General features: G+C 69.3%; 20 protein-coding genes and 1 pseudogene. 7 read left to right on the plus strand and 14 right to left on the minus strand.

Translation table 11 applies throughout. The features are described from left to right. The first annotated feature begins 154 nt into the window (after positions 1 to 154). Positions 155 to 1,114 carry a glycosyltransferase family 2 protein gene (locus EDC82_RS13700; RefSeq protein ID WP_131941882.1) on the plus strand — a complete coding sequence of 320 codons (960 nt, stop codon included), beginning with the start codon at positions 155 to 157 and terminating at the stop codon, positions 1,112 to 1,114. A gap of 64 nt (positions 1,115 to 1,178) precedes the next feature. Here EDC82_RS13700 and EDC82_RS13705 read toward each other — a convergent pair whose 3' ends face one another. After that, positions 1,179 to 3,488, minus strand: coding sequence for a hypothetical protein (locus tag EDC82_RS13705; protein ID WP_131941884.1), 2,310 nt, complete (start codon positions 3,486 to 3,488; stop codon positions 1,179 to 1,181). A gap of 254 nt (positions 3,489 to 3,742) precedes the next feature. Between EDC82_RS13705 and EDC82_RS13710 the strand changes: the two genes are divergently transcribed. From EDC82_RS13710 to EDC82_RS13715, 3 genes are all read left to right on the plus strand, one after another. Continuing rightward, positions 3,743 to 5,113: a threonine/serine exporter family protein gene (locus tag EDC82_RS13710; protein ID WP_200829308.1), complete on the plus strand. Its 1,371-nt coding sequence runs from the start codon at positions 3,743 to 3,745 to the stop codon at positions 5,111 to 5,113. A gap of 14 nt (positions 5,114 to 5,127) precedes the next feature. Beyond that, on the plus strand, positions 5,128 to 5,289 hold the full coding sequence (locus EDC82_RS14670) for a hypothetical protein (RefSeq protein ID WP_156444999.1): 162 nt from the start codon (positions 5,128 to 5,130) through the stop codon (positions 5,287 to 5,289). 161 nt (positions 5,290 to 5,450) lie between these two features. Further along, the gene (locus tag EDC82_RS13715) at positions 5,451 to 5,840 is read left to right on the plus strand and encodes a hypothetical protein (protein WP_131941886.1); all 390 of its coding nucleotides are present in this window, start codon (positions 5,451 to 5,453) and stop codon (positions 5,838 to 5,840) included. A 272-nt stretch (positions 5,841 to 6,112) separates the two neighbouring features. On the opposite strand, the gene EDC82_RS13720 is transcribed toward EDC82_RS13715, so the two are convergent. From EDC82_RS13720 to EDC82_RS13760, 9 genes are all read right to left on the minus strand, one after another. Next, positions 6,113 to 7,402: a lipase family protein gene (locus tag EDC82_RS13720; protein ID WP_131941888.1), complete on the minus strand. Its 1,290-nt coding sequence runs from the start codon at positions 7,400 to 7,402 to the stop codon at positions 6,113 to 6,115. 276 nt (positions 7,403 to 7,678) lie between these two features. Next, complete coding sequence (locus EDC82_RS13725; protein ID WP_131941890.1) at positions 7,679 to 8,671, minus strand: 5,10-methylenetetrahydrofolate reductase; 993 nt, start codon at positions 8,669 to 8,671, stop codon at positions 7,679 to 7,681. A gap of 187 nt (positions 8,672 to 8,858) precedes the next feature. Next, positions 8,859 to 9,380: a 2'-5' RNA ligase family protein gene (locus tag EDC82_RS13730; protein WP_074040841.1), complete on the minus strand. Its 522-nt coding sequence runs from the start codon at positions 9,378 to 9,380 to the stop codon at positions 8,859 to 8,861. A gap of 116 nt (positions 9,381 to 9,496) precedes the next feature. Next, positions 9,497 to 10,819: a hypothetical protein gene (locus EDC82_RS13735; RefSeq protein ID WP_074040842.1), complete on the minus strand. Its 1,323-nt coding sequence runs from the start codon at positions 10,817 to 10,819 to the stop codon at positions 9,497 to 9,499. A 260-nt stretch (positions 10,820 to 11,079) separates the two neighbouring features. After that, positions 11,080 to 12,825, minus strand: coding sequence for a pyruvate dehydrogenase (locus EDC82_RS13740; protein ID WP_074040885.1), 1,746 nt, complete (start codon positions 12,823 to 12,825; stop codon positions 11,080 to 11,082). Between the two features lie 220 nt (positions 12,826 to 13,045). Continuing rightward, positions 13,046 to 14,077, minus strand: a complete 1,032-nt coding sequence (locus tag EDC82_RS13745; protein ID WP_160126269.1) for a Dyp-type peroxidase — start codon at positions 14,075 to 14,077, stop codon at positions 13,046 to 13,048. 437 nt (positions 14,078 to 14,514) lie between these two features. Then, the gene (locus EDC82_RS13750; protein WP_074040843.1) at positions 14,515 to 15,102 is read right to left on the minus strand and encodes a copper resistance CopC family protein; all 588 of its coding nucleotides are present in this window, start codon (positions 15,100 to 15,102) and stop codon (positions 14,515 to 14,517) included. A gap of 25 nt (positions 15,103 to 15,127) precedes the next feature. Continuing rightward, positions 15,128 to 15,823: a copper chaperone PCu(A)C gene (locus tag EDC82_RS13755; protein ID WP_074040844.1), complete on the minus strand. Its 696-nt coding sequence runs from the start codon at positions 15,821 to 15,823 to the stop codon at positions 15,128 to 15,130. A 338-nt stretch (positions 15,824 to 16,161) separates the two neighbouring features. Further along, positions 16,162 to 16,719 (minus strand): hypothetical protein, encoded by a 558-nt coding sequence (locus EDC82_RS13760; protein WP_131941892.1) that lies wholly within the window; start codon positions 16,717 to 16,719, stop codon positions 16,162 to 16,164. 120 nt (positions 16,720 to 16,839) lie between these two features. Between EDC82_RS13760 and EDC82_RS13765 the strand changes: the two are divergent. Next, positions 16,840 to 17,064, plus strand: a pseudogene (locus tag EDC82_RS13765) (ethanolamine utilization protein); the annotation flags it as partial. Between the two features lie 167 nt (positions 17,065 to 17,231). Here EDC82_RS13765 and EDC82_RS13770 read toward each other — a convergent pair. From EDC82_RS13770 to EDC82_RS13785, 4 genes are all read right to left on the minus strand, one after another. Then, entirely contained in the window at positions 17,232 to 18,362 is a 1,131-nt protein-coding gene (locus EDC82_RS13770; RefSeq protein ID WP_171969873.1) for an FAD-binding oxidoreductase, read from the minus strand. 299 nt (positions 18,363 to 18,661) lie between these two features. Then, positions 18,662 to 19,159, minus strand: a complete 498-nt coding sequence (locus tag EDC82_RS13775; RefSeq protein WP_074040847.1) for a hypothetical protein — start codon at positions 19,157 to 19,159, stop codon at positions 18,662 to 18,664. A gap of 33 nt (positions 19,160 to 19,192) precedes the next feature. Then, positions 19,193 to 19,504 carry a type II toxin-antitoxin system RelE/ParE family toxin gene (locus tag EDC82_RS13780; protein WP_074040848.1) on the minus strand — a complete coding sequence of 104 codons (312 nt, stop codon included), beginning with the start codon at positions 19,502 to 19,504 and terminating at the stop codon, positions 19,193 to 19,195. Further along, complete coding sequence (locus tag EDC82_RS13785; RefSeq protein WP_083603968.1) at positions 19,501 to 19,734, minus strand: addiction module protein; 234 nt, start codon at positions 19,732 to 19,734, stop codon at positions 19,501 to 19,503. The genes EDC82_RS13780 and EDC82_RS13785 overlap by 4 nt, the downstream gene beginning before the upstream one ends. 141 nt (positions 19,735 to 19,875) lie before the next feature. Here EDC82_RS13785 and EDC82_RS13790 point away from each other — a divergent pair, with 141 nt between their 5' ends. Both EDC82_RS13790 and EDC82_RS13795 read left to right on the plus strand, forming a co-directional pair. Next, a complete protein-coding gene (locus EDC82_RS13790; protein WP_074040850.1) occupies positions 19,876 to 20,646 on the plus strand; it encodes a hypothetical protein in 771 nt (256 codons plus the stop codon). 68 nt (positions 20,647 to 20,714) lie between these two features. Further along, entirely contained in the window at positions 20,715 to 21,062 is a 348-nt protein-coding gene (locus tag EDC82_RS13795; RefSeq protein WP_235006243.1) for an Lsr2 family protein, read from the plus strand. Positions 21,063 to 21,068 lie beyond the last annotated feature (6 nt).

Here is a 21,068-nt window from a genome sequence, read left to right on the forward strand (position 1 = left end):
GGGTCTCGAGGCGCGGCCGGCATGCAGATCCGAGACCGCCGCCGGCCCGGCCGCGAACGGACCCCGCCAGGAGGCGTGAGTCGGCGCGGGCGCGGTCCGACCCTCCGGCCGGCATGTCCGCTGCATCCGCGGTACCGCCACGTATTCTGGGGCGGTGAACCCTGAATTGTCCGTCGTTGTCCCCATGTTCAACGAGCAGGACGTGCTGCCCCTGTTCGCCGAGCGTCTGCGCCCCGTCCTCGACGGCATGAATACCTCGTACGAGGTCGTGTGCGTCGACGACGGATCATCTGACGACACCCCCACCATCCTGCAGCGACTGCGCCGCGAGTGGCCGCAGATCCGTGTCGTGCGGTTGCGCGCGAACGCAGGCCACCAGGCCGCCATGAGCGCCGGCCTCGCGCGCTCTCTCGGCTCCTGGATGGTGACGATCGACGCCGACCTCCAGGATCCCCCGGAGGTCATCGCCGAGATGCTCGACGTCGCGAAGCGCGAGCACGTCGACGTCGTCTACGGCGTACGCACCGACCGCACGACGGACACGGCGTTCAAGCGCACCACGGCGGAGGGCTTCTACAAGGTGATGGGCAAGCTCGGGGCGGGTGGCGCGATGAACGCAGCCGACTTCCGCCTCATGAGCCGAGAAACGGTCGACGCCGTCCTCGCGCTGCCCGAGCAGAACCGCGTGCTGCGCCTCGCCGTCCCGCACCTCGGTTTCCCGAGCGCCGAGGTCGGCTACAAGCGTGAGGCCCGCGCCGCAGGCGAGTCGAAGTATCCGCTGTCGAAGATGCTGAAGCTGACGTTCGACAGCATCACAGGCGTATCCAACGCTCCACTCCGGCTGGCGACGTGGTTCGCCGGTCTGGGGTTCGTCACCGCCTTCCTGGTTCTCGTGTTCGCGCTCATCTCCAAACTGACGGGCCACTCGATCACCGGCTGGGCTTCCACCATGGTCGCGATCTGTGGCTTCGGGGCATTCCAGCTGTTGTGCCTCGGAATCCTCGGCGAGTACGTCGGGCGTTTGTACGTGGCGATGCAGGCTCGCCCGACCCACTACATCGCGTACGACAGCCTCGAGACGCCCGAGAGCCGCGTCGGCGACCCCACCCTGTGAGTCATCGCGGGCGGCCGCTCAGCGCGGCCGCCCGCCCAGCGACCTAGGGCACCCGCGAGGCGGATCACCGCAGGCGATAGATCGTGACGGGCCCGGACGTGTGAACGGGCGTCGCGTACTTTGCCAGTTCCGGCGAGACCTTGCTCGCCCGCGCGTCGCCGAACAACCACCGCACGCCCTGCTTCTGCAGCGCCGCGACACCGGCGGCGGTGGGCGCGTGGAAGACGTTCTCGTTCGTCATGTAGAGGGCGCGATTCGGGTACGGCTGCTGGGTCGCCCGCAGGCCGTGCTCCCCTGCGGCCTTCTGCGGCGCATCCATGTATCCCCATGACTCGACGAGCATCCGACGTTCGCTGAAACCGCTCACCCAGAACGCTCGACGGTCGCAGTTCAGCGTCGACACCACGCCGCGGCAGTGGACGTTCGTGGCCACGAGATCGTGGGCTCCTGAGTGATCGCGCAACCAGAAGGCTGCGGACGATTCCGCCGGCAACACGGAGTACGACGCGACACGGCCGCGAGGCGCGTCGAACTGTTCGTGCGTCGCGTCCGCCGTCGCGACGCCCGCCTGGACGACACCGAGACCGAGCAGCACCGCCGCGCCCCACAGGGCCCTGCGACGCATCAGCACGACGAGCGCGACGACGAGCACCGCCATCACGAGCGTCGGCCAGATGATGCCCCCCGGGATGGCGTGAGGAGCGGGCACGTGCTTGCCCGTGACCGCGCGGCTGATCCACACGACCAGGCCGCCCAACGCGAGCCCGATGGCGGTGACGCCCCAGCGTCGCGGGTGCTCCGCCCGAGCCCAAGCCGCGGCGAACCCCCAGCCGGTCAGCGTCGCGAGCAGCGGCAACGCACCGAGCGGAAAGTAGCCCTGAGACAGGCCTGTGTGGTCGATGAGCTGGAACGCCGCGAGCGAACCGGCGAACGAGCCGAGCAGGAACAGCGGAACCGGGTCGCGACGCCACGTCGATCCGAGGGCCACGGACGTCGCCGCGTACGCGTACCCGAGGAGCATCACGGCGAGCACCCCGAGAACGATGACGAAGACGCTGGGCGTCGCGATGTGCGGCGGAATCATCGAGCCGTGGCCAGTGGGGCGTGGCAGGTGGAGGTAGTCACGGTATGCGCTCGCGCGCCGCACGCTCGACAGCAGGCGCACCTCGGAACCTGCGGAACCGCCGGCGAACAGCGGGAGGGCCATGACGATGCCCACCGCACACAGCACACCCACCGTCAGTGCTCCGCGGCGCACGCGACGGTTGCGGATGAACAGGACGAGGACGACCGCGGCGCCCGCTCCGAAGACGGGCAGGATGCTCGACTTCGCTCCCGCACAGACGAACATGGTGATGACGGCGAGGGCGAGCTGCGCGCCCCGTACCCGTTCGCCGCGCAGGATGGGGGCGAAGAGGTACAACGCCCACAGCGTGAAGACGAGACCGAAGACCTGTGACGGGCTCACCCAGATGAACGGCGTGTGGGGCCCGGCCCCGACCCAACCGAGGAACGACACCGACGCGGGGGCGGCGAGCACGATCATCGCGACGTTGCCCGCGACCCACGAGCCGCTGAGACGCGCCGTCACGACGAGCGTCAGCGCCAGCGTCAGCCCGATGATCGGCAGCATCCACAGCCGCAGCGCCACCATCAGCGTCGAGGCGAACGACCCGAGGCTGCCGGAGGCCATGTATGCGTCGCTGAGCCAGTGGTAGTTGAGGTGGCCCGATTTCGCCTGCGGCACCATGGGCACGAGCGCATGCTCGAGCTCCCCGACGAGGCCGAGATGCCAGTACAGATCCTGATACATCGTGCTCGTGCCCGGGGGCATGCTCTGGTGCGCCGCATCCGCGAGGAAGGCGAGGCCGAGCCACACCGTCAGCGCCACCCACAACCAGGCCGAGGCGACGGGTGTGCGGCCGAGATCCTCGACGGAGCCCGTGACGGGCGTCTCGACGCGCGTCGCTCCACCGGCCGTGCGCGCTGGGGGCGCGCTCATCGACGCCGCCGTCGGGGCCGTGTCCGCCGTGACGGCGCCTGCAGCATCGCCCCTGTGACGCCAGAGCAGCGCCGCACCGACGCCAAAGGCGACCACGCCGCCGACGACCGTCAGGCCGGGCTGTGAGATCGCTTGCCACGCGGCCCAGTTCACGAGTTGCAGCATGATGCCGACGACGGCACCGAGGCTCCATCGCAGCGACCCGCGCAGTCGGGACATGGCAGCGACGACGCCGGCGCCGCAGAGCAGCCAGGCGGACGTCCAGACGGCATAGCGCACGGCGTCCCCGAAGGAGGCGTCGAGCGCGACGGGTGCGAAGAAGATGAACAGTAGGCCCACGACAGCGGGCGCACGACGGGCACGTGTGAGCACCCAGCGGAGTTTAGTGGCTCATCCCCCGGTGCGCCCGTACCCATCGGCGATTCTCGTCCACCTTCACCCCCGGTAAACGAGACAAGCACTGGCAGCAAAGAGGGACGAAAATCGCCGATGTGGACAAGAATCGCCGTCGGGTACGGACCATGCGGCCTCGAGCGCTCAGGCGCGGCGACGATGCGACGGTGCAGCGACGGGGCGAGGAGCCTTTCGCGGACGCTCGGTGCCTCCGGCGGCTCTAGGATCGCCGGGTGAGCTCGCCCATCCCGTCCGACCCGTCGCAGCAGACGACGCATGCGCGCGACGTCGCGCCGAGCGTCTCGCAAGGGGCCGCGCCGAGGAGCGCGCAAGGTGCCGCGTCCCCCGCTGACGACCGCATGACGCCCGCGCAGACGCGTCAGTTGCTCGTCTATCTCGCGGCTGCTCACATGGCCGCCGGAGCGGGGGCGCACGAGGCGGAGGAGGACGTCGTGCGCGCCGCCCGCGCCATCGGGCTGCCCGGCGTGCAGATGCAGGCCAACCCGAACGGCGTGACGCTGGGGCTCGGCCATGGTGAGCCGGCGACGTTCGAGTCCGTCGAGGGTTCGTTGCGACTCGATCAGACGGCGCGTGTCGCCGCGATCCAGCACGGTCTGGAGATGGGGTCGCTGACGCCAGCGGACGCCCTCGCCACGCTGCGCGGCCTGAGGAGGCAACGCGCCCGCTTTCCCGTCGTCGGCATGTACCTCGGCGGCCTCGTCGTCGCAGCGGGCATCGCCGGGATCCTCCAACCGACCTGGCCGAGCGTGCTGTTCGCGGCCCTGGCGAGCCCCGTCACCGTCGCCCTGATCCGCCTGACGGGCCGTCGTCTCGTCCCGGCGGCACTGCTGCCGCTGTTCGCCGGGTTCATCGTCGCGGCCGCCGCGTTCGCCGCCTTCGACGCCGGTCTCGTCGCCAGTCCGCTGCGCACGATGCTGCCACCCGTCGCGGTGCTGCTGCCGGGCGCGCTCATCGTCACGGGCCTCAGCGAACTCGTCGCCGGCGCCATGGTCAGCGGCGCCGCACGCCTCGCGCACGGCACGGCGCAACTCGTCATGTTCGCCGCAGGTGTCGCCGGCGCGAGCCTGCTGACGCACGCGCCGAGCAGCGCCTTCGTCAACACCCGCGTCGACGAGCTGGGCCCGCTCGCCGGGTTCATCGGCCTCGGGGCGGTGACGATCGGCATCTGCCTCATGGAGTCGGTGCCGCGGCGCCTCGCACCCTGGGTGCTCGCCGTGACGACGCTGACGTACGCGACGCAGTGGTCGATCCAGAACTGGCTCGCCTACCCCGCCTGGGCCGGCGCGTGCGCGGGCGCGTTCGTCGCCGCCTTCAGCGCATGGGTGATGGCGCTCGCCCGCCCGACGCTGCCGCGCATGGTGTTGTTCCTGCCGAGTTTCTGGCTGCTCGTGCCCGGCTCGCTGGGGCTCGTCAGCGTCACGCAGCTCGCCATCGACCCGCACGAGTCGTGGAAGACGGCGACGAATGCCTCCGGCGCCATCGTCGGGATCGCTCTCGGGCTCGTGTTCGGTACGAGCGCCGCGCGCGGGCTGCGCGTCACGATCCGCCGCGCCCGCCGCGGCCGTGCCAGCCGGCCCGCCTGATCTACGCTGGAGCGATGACGTCGTCCCCGCGCCTGCGCGCCTTTCTCCTCGCCCTGTGCGGTGTCGCACTGGGTATCGCCCTCGCGCGCCTGTCGGGCGGCTCCCTCGCCGTCGTGCTCGCGATCGTCGTCGGCGTCGCGTGCTTCATCGTCATGCAGATGCGGCGCCGGGGCTGACAGCCCTGCCCAGCGCAGGCCATCCGGCACCAATCTGACCGAATCGGTGGCGCCGGACGCGCCGTTGCGGGGAAAATGAAGGAACGCGTGTCTGCCGACGCGCTGACGTTCGACGTCGACGCCCGTCGACCTCGCCGAGAGTCCACGCTGAAAGGTCTGGCATGAGCACCTCACCCACGGAGCGTCGCGACGACGACGACTTCACGTTCCCGACCGCCGCCTGGGTCGCCATCGACGTCACGGCCCTCGGCGTGCTCATCCTCCTGCTGTGGATCTTTCAGCCCGATAAGGGTCTGCTGCCCGAGCCGAGCTGGCTCATCGACCCCCTCGCCGGCTGGCTGCTCGGCAACGTCCTCGGGTTCGCGGCATACAAGACATTCCTCAAGCTGCCGCCGGCCGGCATGGCGGCGATCTGCCTCGTGCTGGTCGCACTCTCGCCCGTCATCTTCCTCAAGTACCCGGCCATGGGTGCGTTCTTCTCCGCGCTGGCCATCGGCATCGGCGCGGGTTCGATCATCCACCGAACGCTGACCGAGCGCCGCACGCACTGACGCGTCTCGACCCCAAGGTCGAGCGCAACACCGCAGCCCCCGTCGACGAGACGGGGGCTGCGGTGTTTCACGTGAAACACGCCGCAGTGTCAGCCTGCGCGCTCCATGCGGCCCCCGACACGACGGGACGGGCAGGCCCCGCCAAGCACGCTGCTCACGTTGCCCGGCGGCCGGGTGCAGGCCGGACGGGCCGGTACGCACGAACCGCCCGGAATCACGAGGATTCTCGAGCGGTTCGTCGATCACGCGTCAGATCGCACGGCGTCCCGGTATCACGGCATCCCGGCGATGGAAGCGCAGTTCGACGTCGCGGGCTTGCCGGCGAGACGGTCGACGACCCAGTTACGTGCAGCCAACTGGTCGGTGATGAACGGGCCGACGTGGTTGAGGATCGACTTGGTGCCGGCGCTCGGGTTGCTCAGCGGCGCGTACGTGACGTTCGAACCCTCACCGCACCAGTCGACGGCGAGCTGGCGGGCCTGGCTGTGCGTGACGAGGTCGTCGGCGGTCGCCGTCGCCACGCGCACGGCGGCCGTGGGCTTGAGACGGCCGATGCGCTGCGCGTCGATGAATTCGGAGAGCGCCGGTTCGCGCGCGACGATCTGCGCGAGCGATTCGCCGGACTTCGTGTACTGCGCCGTCTTCTTGCCACCGAACGCGAAGACGATGTCGGCGGTGCACTGCCCGCTCGTCTTCGCGAGCATCGCCTTGCCGTCGTCGTTGAGGTTGTCGTCGATGATCTTCTGCAGCCCCGGGTATTCGTTGACGGCGCCGTTGATGATGTAGCCGATGACGCCGGCGATCGGGCTGCCGTCGACGCCGGAAAGCACCGAGTTGAGCTCGGCGGGCGGAGCGCCGACGTAGGCGGCCGCCACATTCAGCTCCGGCGCGTACGTGGGCGCGGCCTCGACGGCTGCGCCGGAAGCGCCGCCACCCTGGGAGTAGCCGTACGTCGCGACCTTGGAGTCGGCCTTGACGCTCGCGCCGGGCACCTTGCTCGCGACGCGCGCCGCGTCGAGAACAGCGTGGGCCTGGTCGGCGCGGTTCATGTAGCTGTGGACGCGGTCGTTCATCCCGAGGCCGACGTAGTCGGTGACGACGACGGCGACTCCCTTCGACAGCAGGTTGTTCATGGCGGTCGTCTCGTAGTTGAGGCCGATCGAGCCGGGAATCTCGAGGTTGAGCGCGGTGGTGAGCAGCTTCGACGGCGCGCACTGGTCGCCCTGGCCGATCGTGCCGACGGAGAAGCTGACGACGGGACGCGGGCCCGGGCCCGTCCACTTCGCCCACGGCTCGATGTAGGCGCCGGTGACGGCGGTCGGCTTGTCGTTCGTGTCGCGTGTCGAGTACATGATGCGCGTCGTCTTGCCGTAGACGCCGAGGCCGGTGAAGAACGGCTCACTCTTGATGAGGGTGCCGGGGGTGGTCGGGACGCTGGCGGGCGCGGTGTAGAAGGTGGCGGCGTTGGCCTGGGCGGCGGGCGCTGCGGCCATCGTCGTGACGCAGGCGGTGGAGGTGGCGGCGATCGTGAGAGTGACGGTGGCGAGACGGTTTCGGCGCATGGGGGGTTCCTTCGGGGCGGGAGGGTTTTCCGGGGACCGGCATGGAGCAGCCACGCGATGTGACCTACCGCACAGTAACCTTTTCGCGGGAACCGTTGGGGAAGGACGGCTCGAAAAGTTACGCGAGCGTAACTGAGATGCGGGATCGTGTGGCTCGTGTCACGAATGGACGCCCGGCAGGCCGAAAAGCCCACCCCGGCGCGGCTGGTCGTGCGGTTCCAGAGCCGAAACCGCCTCATGCGCGATCAGATCGCCGAGCCGCCCGGCCGTGCCCCGTCAGGCGCCGAACGCCGATTCCGGTTGACGTTCGTGCTGCGGCACCTCGGCCTCGTCGCCAGCGCCGCGTCCGAGCACCCGGGCGATGTCATGGGCGAGCTGCACCGTCGCGTCGATCTCGACGCGGCGCGTCGACACGCTCTCGATGTTGAAGCCGAACGGCACGTCGAGGTAGCGGCAGAAACGGGCGAGTTCGTGCGCGGCGGCGAGGCAGTGCTCGTAGGACGCCTCGAGGGTGTCGTGGCTGCGGCGCAGTTCGTTGCCAACCCAGCGGGGCACGTCGACGCCGAGCCATTCGAGGAAGTCGAGGGTCTTCTCCGAGCCGCACAGCGACAGCGTGAAGATGAGGCGCGCCGGTCGGATGCCCCGCTCGGCGCACGCGTAGGCGTAGTCGCTGATCGTGTTCTTCGCCTCGCCGGTGTCGTACACGACCTGACTGACGAAGAACGCCGCACCGGACTCCTGTTTGCGCAGCAGTCGTTCGTGCTCGGCGGTCGTGCGTGCGTGGCGTTCTGGGATGACGACCCCGCCGAGCGTCACGTGCTCGTGCTCGGCGACGAGGTCGACGGCGCGCGGCAGGCTCGTCCGCACCGGCTTGTCGGACGAACTGGCGCCGACGAAGACGGTCGCGTCACCCTGACGGCGTGAGGCGAGGAAGTCGCGCAGCTGCGCCTCGTCGTACTTGCCGACGCAGCGGTAGACGATCGCGTTACCACCCCACCCGGCGAGCGGGCCGGCGAGGAAGTCTGCCGGGTCCATCGTCTCGAGGTAGGGGAACGGTCGGTCGTCGTCGGTGCGATCCGACTCGTCGTCGAGGTCGTAGAGGATGAGCGCGTCGACGTCGAGGCCGTCGAGACGCGTGAGGGTCGCGTCGGCGATCTCCTGCGCACGTTCGGCACTCGTCGTCGCACGCGGGGGCGTCATGGCGAACAGCAGCAGTTCACGTTCGTCGGTGACGAGGTCGGCGAAGGTGCGTTCGGCATGGGCGCTCATGACGATCGAGGCTAGGCCCGCACCTCATGAACCCCCGATTCGCGCGCCGACCCGTGAGACGAGCAGCCGTCTGCCGCGGACCGAAAGCAGCGGATCATGACCCGGAAACGCGTCACGGATGACGCGCTTCCGGGCGATGACGGCGGCTCTGAGGGGTGCCGCGGGGCTCCGCACGGCCGGGGCAACGTCAGGCTTGGGCGAGGACGTCGATCGTCGCGGTCGCGGGATCCCACCACCGCAGACGGTCGGCAACGAGGACGTCAGGCGCCGGCTCACCACCGCGGGCGTCGACGGCGGCCATGGCCTCCCCGAGTCGATCGCGCGGGATGCGCCGACCGAGCGTCACGTGCGGCGTCCACACCGGGTGGCGGACGAGCGGTGACGCCTGACGCAGCGCCGCCACCTCATCGGCGACGACACGGGGCGGCTCGGCGAGGTGCGCGAGCGTCACCCGTGAGCCCGCGCCGAACGCGATGAGGCCGCGCACGTCGAGACGGATCGGCAACGCGGCGGCGAAGAAGTCGCGGGCGCGTGCGATCACGTCGTCGGGAATCGCCGATGCGACGACGAGCGACAGGTGCGGCGCGTTCGTCATGCCACGGTGGTCGAGTTGTGACGGCAGGCCGAAGAATCGCAGCGCCCGCCACTGTTCCTCGACGGCGGTGGCGCTGCGCTCGTCGAAACTCAACTCGAGCGCACAGTCGGCCATGACTTGACGCTACCGAGGTCAGAGGATGAAGAACCACCCCTAGGTGCTCGGTTGAGCCCCAGGGGTGGTTTCCATGCGGATGCTCCGGCCGTCGTCAGGCCGCCGCGCGGCGTCCGTCAGGCCAGCGCGTCGCCGTCGCCGGAATGGTCGGCGGTGTCGTGACGCTCGCGGCGGTCGCGCCGCAGGGGAAGCTCGGCGGTGCGGTCGCCGCCGTCGCCGCGGCCGTCGACGTCATCGTTCGAGGCGGTCTCAGACGCCCGCTCCCGCGACTCGCGCTCGTAGCCGGGCCCCCGCCCGCCCTCCTGCCTGTGCGGCGGGTGGTGGCCGAGTTGATGCTCGACGAACTCGCCGACGGCGCCGACGCCGTCGTCGTCACTCGCGTCGACGCCGCCCGGGGCGAAGCGGTAGGTGTTGTTGCCGATCATGAACAGGATCCACAGGCCGATGACGCCCCAGACCGCCACGACCCACAGGGGGCGGGTGAGGTCGACGCCGCCGAAGTAGGCGATCGAGCGCACGGCGTCGACCCCCGCGCCGTTCGGCAGGTACGGGCCGACCGAGCGCCACGGCTCGGGCAGCACGTCGTAGGCGAACGCACCGCCGGCGGAGGGGTTGCCGAGGATGACGAACAGCAGGATCGCGAGGCCCACGCCGAGCGAACCGAATGCCGACGTCAGGCCGAACGTGAACGTGCTGACGGCGAAGACGAGCGCCATGCCCATGGCGGAGATCTTCCAGAACGGGCCGGGCAGCGCGTCGAGCATGTGCTGCGCCACCAGGGTGCCGACGATGCCCGAGAGCACCGCGTACCCGGCGAACAGCAGCAGACGCATGCGCGCCCCGACGGCGGTGTGCGAGCGGTTGCCGACGACGGTCGTCATCGACGCGGGAAGCAGGTAGGCGCCGACCATCCAGGCGAGGACGAGATAGAACGCGGCGGTTCCGCGGGCGTCGTCGGGCGCAGCCTTGACGACGTCATGCGTGACGAGGCCGCGCTTCGCGTTCTGTGACGTCTTCGTCGCGACGGTCTGCGCCACCTGAGCGCGCGAGGCGCCTTGAGCCGAGGCGTAGTAGAGCGTGTCCTTCGGGTTCTTCTCCGTCTTGCTCGGGTTGAAGACGTAGACGCCGACGGCCTCGTCCTTCTTCACCTGCTCGATGGCGGCCTTCTCGTCGGTGCTGATCGTCGCGAGCACGGGCTGACCGTCGATGGCGTTGAGCTTGTTCGCGATGTAGCCGGCGTTGCCCTCGGTGTGGCTGACGACGATGAACGGCGCCTTCTTCGCCTCCGGCTTGCCGAAGGCACCCATGTACGAAAGCCCCATGAGGCCCTGCACGATCACGCACATGAGCGCGAGCACGATGAGGCGGGGGGCGAACTGACGGATCTGCTCGCGAGCGGTGGTCTGTGCAGGAGCAGACTCGTCGAGACGCTGCGCCATGGGCTTCCTCCGAAGGACGGGATGCGGGCGGTTTCGTGGGGGCCGGCCGCTCGCGTCGCGGCAAGCTGCCGGGCCGTGGTTCAACCGTACTTCCCCAGGCCCCATCCGGTCACACTACACCTGTAGTAACGCCTGGAGGAAATCGCAGGACCCAGACAGATTTCGCCTGGCACTCACACCGTGCGGCTCGCCACACCAGGACGAGACCGCTTTCATTCCTCGGCCTCGCCGCCCGCCTCAGCGGGCGGCGAGGAGCGCCGTCACCAGCTGCGCGGGATGTTGCGCAGGTTGGAGCGGCCCATCGCGACGGCTTCGCCGGCACCGCCGTTGAGCACGATGCGCGACATGGCCGTCGCGAACCCGAACACCTGGTCGCTCGTGATCTTCGGCGGGATCGACAGCGCCATCGGGTCGGTGACGATGTCGACGAGGCTCGGGCCCTTGTGCGAGAGCGCCTCGGCGTACGCCTTCTCGAGGTCCTTCGGGTTCTCGACGCGGATGGCGTGCCACCCCATCGCCTGAGCGATGGCGGCGTAGTTGACCTCGGGTACGTCAACGCCGAAGTCGGGCAGCTTGTCGACGAGCATCTCGAGCTTGACCATGCCGAGCGTCGAGTTGTTGAACACGGTGAGCGTCAGCGGCAGGTCGTAGGCGCGTGCCGTCAGCATGTCGCCCATGAGCATCGACAGGCCGCCGTCACCGCACATCGCGACGACCTGGCGGTCGGGGTGCGCGAACTGGGCGCCGATGGCCTGCGGCAGCGCGTTGGCCATCGAGCCGTGCAGCATCGAGCCGATGAGGCGGCTGCGGCCCGTCGGCTGGATGTAGCGCGCGGACCACACGTTGCACATGCCCGTGTCGGCGGTGACGATCGCGTCGTCCGCGAGGGCCTCGTTGAGCAGCGACGCGGCGTACTCGGGGTGGATGGGGGTGTGCTTCTCCACCTTGCGGGTGTAGGCGCCCACTGCCTTGTCCATGAGCTTCTCGTGCTTCTTGAGCGTCTTGTCGAGGAACTTCGAGTTCTTCTTCTCCTCGATGAGCGGCAGCACGGCGTCGAGAGTCGCCTTGACGTCGCCCTGGATCGGCAGGTCGACGGCCGTGCGGCGGCCGAGCACCTCGGCGCGCGCATCGATCTGCACGGTGCGCGTGTCGGGCAGGAACTGGTCGTACGGGAAGTCGGTGCCGACCATGATCATGAGGTCGGCGTCCTCGATGCCCTCGGCGGCGGCGCCGTAGCCGAGCAGGCCCGTCATGCCGACGTCGAACGGGTTGTCGTACTGCACGAAGTCCTTGCCGCGCAGCGAGTGCCCGACGGGCGCCTTGGCCTTGCTCGCGAGCCGCATGAGCTCGTCGTGTGCCCCGGCGGCACCGGCGCCGGCGAAGATGGCGACCTTCTCCGCCGCGTTGATCTCAGCGGCAAGCTTCTCGACGACTCCGGTCGGCGGCACGAGCACGCCCGGCTCGGGCACGGCGACGGGCGTCACGTCCGAGGTGGCGGGCTCGTCGGCGATGTCACCGGGCAGCGTGATGACGGAGACACCCTTGAGCGTGACGGCGTGCTGGATCGCCGCCTGCACGACGCGGGGGCTCTGCACGGGCGTCGAGATGAGCTCGGAGTAGACGCTGCACTCGGTGAAGAGACGGTCGGGGTGGGTCTCCTGGAAGTAGTCCTGCCCGATCTGCGCGCTCGGGATGTGGCTCGCGATGGCGAGCACGGGCGCGCCGGAGCGGTTCGCGTCGTAGAGGCCGTTGATGAGGTGCAGGTTGCCCGGGCCGCAGGAGCCCGCGCAGACGGCGAGTTCGCCCGTCACCTGCGCGTCGGCGGAGGCGGCGAAGGCGGCGACCTCCTCGTGGCGCACGTGGATCCAGTCGATGCCGCCCTTCGCGCTGCCGCCGGTGCGGCGCACGGCGTCGACGATGGGGTTGAGGCTGTCTCCGACGATGCCGTAGATGCGGCGCACACCGGCGGCCTGGAGCTGGGAGACGATCTGTTCGGCGAGCTTCATCGAGCTGACTCCTCCGGCGGCACCCGCCGCCTCGTTCGTGAACACGTTTTGATTTCAGTCAAGTACGCGCGGCAGATCCCGTCAACGAGGCTGCGATGTGAACTCTGGCATCCGCCACCGACAACCCCGTCATTCCGCGGTTTTCGACACCTCGCGGCACCCGTCAACGTGACGAAAGAGGCATTCGCAGGCACCCTGCCGACAAGGTGCACGCAACGCGTCACGCCTCGACGATGTTCTGGCCCAGGTATTTTCCGGGCCGCGGGGCGCTCGGCAGCAGGTACACACCGGAGCCGATGGGCGTCGTCCAGGTATTGAGGAGGTCGGCCTCGGCGAGGCGGCGCTGGATCGGCACGAACTGCGCGGCCACGTCGGCGCAGAACGCGACGAAGATCAACCCGCGGTCGCTCGTGCCGTCGGCGCGCGCGTCCTCGTAGTTGTAGGGGCGGCGCAGGATGCGCTCCCCCGTCTTCGCCGGCCGCGCCCGCGGCACGTGGGCCGCCGGGTTGATGACGCTGAGGCCCAGCTCGTCCGTCTTGTCCAGGTCGATCGGGTCGTGCGCTGACGTGCCCGTCAGCGGGGCGCCGTTCGTCAGCCGCCTGCCGATCGCGTTCTCCTGAGAGGTGCGATCGAGCGTCTGCCACACGTCGACGTCCATGCGGATACGGCGGATCACCATACCGGTGACGCCCTCCATCCACGGCGCGTCGGTGGTGGCGGCGTTCCACACGCGGTCGGCCTCGTTGCCGTCGACGTTCGGCTGCTCCTGCCCGTCGAGCTGGCCGAACAGGTTGCGCGTGACACCTGCATCGCTCGGGCGCGCGCCGGCGTGGAAACCGCGCTGCTGCCAGCGCGGCGTCGCGATGCCCTTGAGCGCACTGACGAGTTGCGTCGCCGCGTGGCTCACCCCGACCGGGTTGGCCGCGTCGATCTGGATGACGAGATCCGTCTGATCCCAAGGCTCCTCGAACCGATCGATCGGCATCGTGGGGATCGGCGCGAGCCACGACGGAGCCTTCGCCCGCACGCCGCGCAGCGTGAACACGCGCGGCCCGAGGCCGACGGCGATCGCGACGCCGCCGGCATCGAACGCGAGTTCATGCGCGATGTCGGGCAGCGGCGTCGACCCCGCGACGAAGCGCGACGCGGCGTCGTCGACGACGACGAGCGCACGACGCAGGTCGTCCTTGGTCGCATCGCGCGCGAGGTCGAGGCCGAGCCAGTGCGCGTGCGTGCCAGGCTGCGTCGTCACACCCGACTGACGCGGCGCACCGCTCGGCACGTGCCAGCGCGCCGGATGGGCCGACGCGCTGGCACGCGCGCCCTGAGTGGTCGAGGCATTCGAGGATCCCGAACCTACCGCCCCGGAACCTGGCCCAGCCCCTGGCGCCGACGCTCCCGACCCCGCGCGATCACACGCCGCGAGCGCAACGGCACCGAGGCTCGCGAACGACCCGGCGATCAGTCCCCGCCGCGAGGCCCCGCCCCCATCGGCTATTCCTGTACCCTTCTGCGATTTTCGTCCACCTTCGCGCGCCACCCCGGCCGTCGCCGCCGATGGGCCGGCTGGGCACTGCGGATCCACGCGAGACGGACCATCACCTGAACCCTCCTCGTCCTGACCGCGGCCCGCGCGGGGCACCTCCGTCGAGGCACCCCGCGCATCGTCACGACGCTGACGGCGAAGGCTCACTGGCCGCGACGGCGCCGCGCCATGAGCGCGACTCCGATGCCGACCACCACGACGACACCCGCCACCGCGGCGACGACGCTCCACGCGGCGCTGCCGTCAGCGTCCTCGTGCGCTTCCGCCGCAGGTGACGGAGCGGGCGAGTCGAACGTCGTCGTGGCCGTCGCGCGCGGCGACGACGACGCGGCGCCGACCGAGGACGACGCTGCCGTCGACGGCGCCGCAGTGCTTGCAGTGCCACCCTTCAGCGTGAACGTGTACGACCCGCTGATGGGGTGACCGTCGCTGGAGACGACGCGCCACGTCACGGTGTACGCGCCGTCACCGTGGCCCGCGAACGGGGCGCTGACGGTGCTGCCGTCGACCTTCGGCGTGGCCTTCGACGTCGATCCGTCCGGTGCCTTGACGGAGATCTGGTTGCCGACGGCGAGCGGCTTCTCGGCGAACGTCAGCTCGAGCGATGACGGCGCGCTCTTCACCGTCGCGCCATTCTTCGGCGTCGTGCCGGTCAGTTCGTCGTGGGCGGATGCGGCGGGCGCGAACGCGATCGTCGTGGCGAGCGCGAGGGCGGCATAAATCTTCTTCATCGTGGGAGCCTTTCGGGCCGTCAGGTCAGTGGGAGGGGGTGGTCGACATGCCTGGCATGGTCGAGCCGGCCGAGTGCGAACCCATGCCGCTCGAGTGGGCGTCGCCGGAGTGGGTCGCCTCCGACGAGTGCTGCGCGTGGCCGGAGCCCGCGTACTTCTCCTTCGCACCGTCATAGGCGCGTACGGGGAAGCTGACGTCGGTGTGCGAGCCGTCCTCGAACGTCACGGTCAGCTTCTGCGTCTCGCCTGCCTTGAGCGCGTGCGAGAGATTCATGAACATGAGGTGGCTGCTGCCCGGCTTGAGTTCGAGCGAGCCGCCGGCGGGCACCGTGAAGGACTTCGTCTCCTTCATCTCCATGCCCGTCGCGGTCTTCTGCGTGACGTGCAACTGCACCGGCCCGGCGTCACCGCGAGCGCCGGTGACGACGATGGGCTTCGTCCCGGTGTTCTTCAGCGTGCCGAACGCGGCGCTCATGCCCGAATCGGCGGCCTTCGCCCAGGTGTCTGACGGCCTGATGCGCGACGCCATCGTGGCGTCGGCGCTCGACGTGGCTGACGTCGACGTGGCCGGCGCCGACGATGCGGCGCTCTTGGAGTCGCCCGAGGTGCCTGAATCTTCCGACGAGCAGGCGGTGAGCGCTGCCGGCGCGGCGAGCGTCAGGAGGGCGACGGCCGTCAGACGGCGGGTGCGGCGGGTGGCGGACGTGATGGTGATGCTCATGGTGAGGTCTTTCGTTCTGGGTGCGACGTGGCGTCGCGGCGGCTCTCACGGCCAGGGGCATCGGTGGCGTCGCCGATGGATGCGACGAACGCTGCGGCGATTTCACGGCTGCCGGGCAACGCAGGACGCGCGGGGCGCCCGGGCCGCTCGATGCGCGACGGGGGTGACGCCGACATGGCGCGCGGCCACGGGCGGTTCATGCCGTCGTGCGCTCGTCAGGCCCCCCTGACACCAGGGGGCACCGCACCGGCACGATGCGGACGCTCGGTCGACAGCCGTGAGGCGCATGTCGACAGCCCTGATGGCCAGGCCCGTGAGAGAGGGAAAAGATCCGAGGATCAGTGCGAGAGAACGAAACTCACCGGTGGGGCGCGGCTGGCCCGCGGGGCGTGCAGCGTCACCAGGCGGGGCGCACGAATGTCGTCGAACACCGTGCAGGCCGTCGGAAATTCACCGAACGGCGCGAGCTGAATCTGCGGTACGAGGACGCGGATCGTCCAGGCGAGCGCCCTCTCGCCGTACGCGAGGAGCGCGGCGAACAGCCATGTCATGCCGATATGGCTCGCGGCCATCGTCGCGCTCGTGCCGTCGGCGCTGACGTCGGCGGCGCTCGCGTGGTGCGGCATCGTCATCGAGGCGGGCATGAGCGTCGACATCGCCGCGTGCAGCGCGAGCTGCGCGACTGCCATGACGCCGACGAGCTGCGCGAAACTCCAGCGTCGCCTGCTCACCGCGTGCATGATCGGCGTGCCGATCACCGCCAGGCAGATGAGGAGCAGCACCGGTGCGCGATGCCCGCCACCGGCGACGTGCGCGGCGCCCGCCGAGCACGCCGTCAGGGCAGCGACGAGCAGGCTGCGCACCCAGCGCACTTGCTGTTTCTGCCCGAGCTCCACCCAGTTAGTCTACGAGCAGCACCCAGCGCGCCCGCCCAGCCACGCTGTGAGGCCGGGTACACCGCGTCCTCGGCGAGCGTGCATGCGAGCCGCGAAACCGGTGCTCCTACAAGCCAGGACGAACCGCTGCTCGATGCGCGCAACACGCTCGTCGCCGCGGAGCTGGACATGCGCGTTGTCGCGGTGGCCGATCACGTGATCGATCTTGGACCCGGCGCGGGCGACGCCGGCGGGACCGTGGTTGCAGGTGGTACGCCCGCCTACGTCGCGGACAAGGGCGTCGGTGCTTCCGCGGGCTACCTTGCCGCCGCACTGCAGGCAGCCACCAACGTGACCCCATTGTGACGAGTGTGTCGCTGTGCGATCTGAACATCGCACAGCGACACACTCGACGAGGTCGTAGTCTCAGGCGGGGAGCTTAGAGGCCCAGGACGTCCACCTTCTCGATCGTGGGTTCGCTGAACAGTTTGCCGGCCAGAATCGCGGGTCCCCCGCGATTGGGGGGACACGCCCTAGCTCTGGGCCTCGCCGAGGCGCGCTTCGGGCGTGAGCTCGGCGCGGACACCGCCGCCGGTCGCAGCCTGGGCAAGAGCGCGACCCAGCGCAGGTGCCTGCTTGAACAGATTGTGACCAGCCACAAACAGGACAGAGTCTGCCTCCCACACGGCCACGCCGTCCTCACTCCACGGGAGGTCGGTCACCCAGCAGTGAAGGAAGTCGCGCGGCTCTGGGTGGAGACCGGGCAGCGCCCGTGTGACGTATTCGCGTGCGCGTTCGTCCAGCGATCGAATCGCCGCCGGGTCGATGAAAGTTCCGTCGTCGCGGACGCCGACGGTGTCGCTGAGTCCGACCGAATAGTTTCTGTTACCCGGTAGCGGCGTCGCGTAGACGCCGACTTCGCCGAAGACGCCGCTGCCGTCCTGCAGGCACGCGACTCGTGCCGGGGCGGCGGCTTTCACGTCGAAGGTCAGCCTGACGTGTGCGGCAAGGCGAACCGGCAGCGACAGGCCGACGCTGCGTGCCAGGCGGGCGGTTTCGCGGCCGGCGCACACGACCACCTTGGAGTAGACAGCCCGGTCGGTGACGCTGCGCACCTCGACCGTCCCGTCGGCGCGGGGATCGATGGAGATGACCTCACCGGTGGTGACCGCATCGGCGAGGGCACCCGTGAGTGCCTTGATCGCGGCTCGGGTGCGGATCGCGCCGCCCGACTCGTCGAGCACCGCTGGCCCCGAGTACCCAGCGAGCAGCGGCATCCGCTGGGCGACCTCGGCCGCGTCGATCTCGCGCGCTTCCACGCCGCCGACCTGGTCGAGCACCCGCAGCCGCGCCAGGGCGCTGTCTCCGATCGCCAGGACACCGTCTGATGAGACCAGCTCGACGTCGAAGTGTTCGGCCCACTCATCCCATATGCCGCGGCTTTCGCGCGCGAAGGCGACGAGTCGCGGGTCGTCGTGGGCATGCCGGAAGATCCGCGACTCGCCTGCGGATTGACCCGTCCCGGGCACACCAGCCTCGTACAAGCGCACCGACACGCCCTGCTCCCGCAGCGCGTACGCCGTCGACAGACCGACGATCCCGCCCCCGATCACCGCTACCTCGGGTGAACGCGTCGTGGCAACGCCGTCGTCAGTTCCTGTCATCGCGGTTCCCCGATCTGTTGGTGATTAGCGATAGGCCGCAAGAGAAGGGGTCGCTGTCACAACGTCAGCGGGCTGCGTAAGCCCGAAGTCACCGTGCGCAGCGACCCCTCCTCTCTGGGCCAGTACTCCCGGTTCTCGTCGGGAAGCACGTGATCTCGCGGTCTCTGCGTCTCCGCAGACCGGCCGTGCCACCTGCGTGCCACTCGTACCAAAAGGCTTGTTGCACTCGCCGAAACGGGTCGTGACACAGTACAAATTGTACTCGTCCCAGCTGGCGTCTGCACGTGCCCGTCGCGGATCTATCGCCGTTTCGGGAGGAAGGGCAGGTGCTGCACGTCGGGATCACCGGCGGCGAGGCCATCGACGGTGACCTCGTATCCGACGAGGTCCTGACTCGGCCACGATTCCCCGCTGAACAGCGAACGCACGGCGGCCAGGCGCTGCTCGAACTCGGCTCGGTTGTCGGCGCGGATCTCGAGCGAGTCGGTCTCGTCGGTGGCGCCGATGGGCCTGATCGTGAAGAGCGACTTCGTAATGCTCGATGCGTCCGTCCCGCTACCGATCAGGTCGTATTGGAGGCCGTGTTCTGTCAACGCCGTAGCGACACGGTGACGCACCCGCTGTTCGGCGGCGCCTTCGTCCGTTGCGTCGTCGATGGTCATCGTCTCGACCAGCACGAGAGTGCTGCGGCGCCTGCCGCCGATCGGACGCGCCTCGTATCCGAGGCCGCTCGCAACGCGGAGCGCCTCATCCACGTCATCGAGCGCGACCCGCACGGTGAGGAAGATCGTCGCCATGCTTTCAGGGTAGTTGCGGTCGCCGTCGGCGTGTCAGTCTCTTCCGCTCCAGTACAGCGGCATGCGCCGTTCGTGGGCAATGGCGACGATCTTCAGGGCCTCGTCGGTGAGGTAGTAGACGAGGCGGTAGTGCGAGTGAGGAACCTTGGCATGGCGAAAGACACGGCCAGCCGGCGTGTCGAGGATGGTCTCGGCTGACTCCGGCCATTCGAGGAGACGATCGATGACCCGGTCGACGTCGGTGCGGAACCTCGCGCCGCGGTGCTGTCCACCCTGGTCGTACCACTGGATCGCGTCGTCCAGCTCACGCACGGCATCGGGGTGAAACCCGACGCGGAGCGTCAAACGCTTCTCTCGGCAGCGCGGGCGTCGAGGTAGGCGTTCGCTTCCTCGCGAGAGAGCATCGTGACCGTGCCGTTCTCGAGTTCGTCAGCCCTGCGTGAAGCGACGGATGCCCAGGCTGCGTCGATGACCGCCTGGTCGGGGGCGTCGGCGTCGTAGAGGACGTCGGCGACCCGCGATCGCTCCTCGGGCGTGAGCGCCATCGCGGCTTGGATCACCTCAGCCACCGTCATGCCCCAATTCTACCGTGGCACCGTCCGGTTCAGCGAGGTTGACCCGGCCACGAGCGTGAGAGGAGTCGTCAGCCCTGCGTGGGGTGGTCGTCTCGTACCTCTTTACGCAAGTGAGCGGATAGATAGATGCGAGGACTGGTCATGGCTTCGGAGTTGGATCGTAAGGCATCGACGGTGGTCGGCGGCATGTCGCTGCGGGTCGAGAAGACAGGCCGCGCGCCCGAGGAGGCCGGCGGGAGTCGGATGCAGTTCTTGTACGAGGTGCGTGCCGGCGAGCATGTCTATCGAGGTACGGATCTGTATGCGGGTGTCGGGATGGATGTGTCGGCGTCGCGAATGGTCGGGGTGCTGGCGGGGTTCCTCTCTAAGGCAGGCGAGAGATACCGCTCGGGCATGTGCCCGCCGGATGACGCCTACCCGGAGTGGGTCTATGAGCAGGCGTATCTGAATGAGGACGAGCTGGCGATGGCGTCGTTCGAGCTCGAAGAGCCGGAGGTGTTCACCGGGCGGTTCGGTGAGCAGGAAGGGCCGTGGGCGTCGGTGGTGTTTTTGCAGGGCGAGGACGCGGACGCCGCGCTCTCGGTTCTTGAAGAGCGCGGTCCGGAGGCAGCGATCGCGCATTTGGCGCAGTGGGACTTTGGAGATGAGACGGAGCAGGCTGCAGCCGCGAACGGTCACGTCTACAAGGCGCCACCGGTCGGGACGTGGGATAGGGAGTTCCGCAGCGGCGCATATCACCTGTCGTGGAATCACTCGCTGGGACACGTGGGCTTGACCCGCAGTATCGCTGGCGCGGCCGAGGCGGCGACACCATCGGAGCGTGCCCGGCAGCTGGGCCCAGCGTCGCCGACGGTCACCGCCGGGGTGACTGGTCACAGCATCGACGCCCGCCCGGAGCCACTGGGCAGATGACCGCATATGGATAGGAACCCACTGGGGTGAGGTGCCGGGGCGTCGCAGAGATGCGACGCCCTTGTGGTGTGTCACGATCAACGCATGGCACGCAAAATGGTGTTCAGCTCGTTGATGACCTTGATGGCGCCGAGCTCGACGGGACCGGTGAGAGCATCACCTTCGGGCTGGATGGCCGCACGTATGAGATCGACCTGTCGACGGCACACGCGGATGAACTTCGGCAGGTGCTCACCCCGTACCTGACGGCCGCACGCCTGACGGGGCGTCGCCCAGCCGGGCGCCCGGCATCTTCTGTCGCGCAGGCTCGGAACTTGGGGGCGATCCGGGAATGGGCACGGGATCACGGATACACGGTGAGCGATCGGGGACGTGTCTCGGCGGCCATCGTCGCCGCCTACGACGCCACGTCCTGACGGAAC

Origin of the sequence: Dermacoccus sp. SAI-028, from assembly GCF_004346775.1 — a bacterium.
In the GTDB taxonomy this organism is placed as follows: domain Bacteria; phylum Actinomycetota; class Actinomycetes; order Actinomycetales; family Dermatophilaceae; genus Dermacoccus; species Dermacoccus nishinomiyaensis.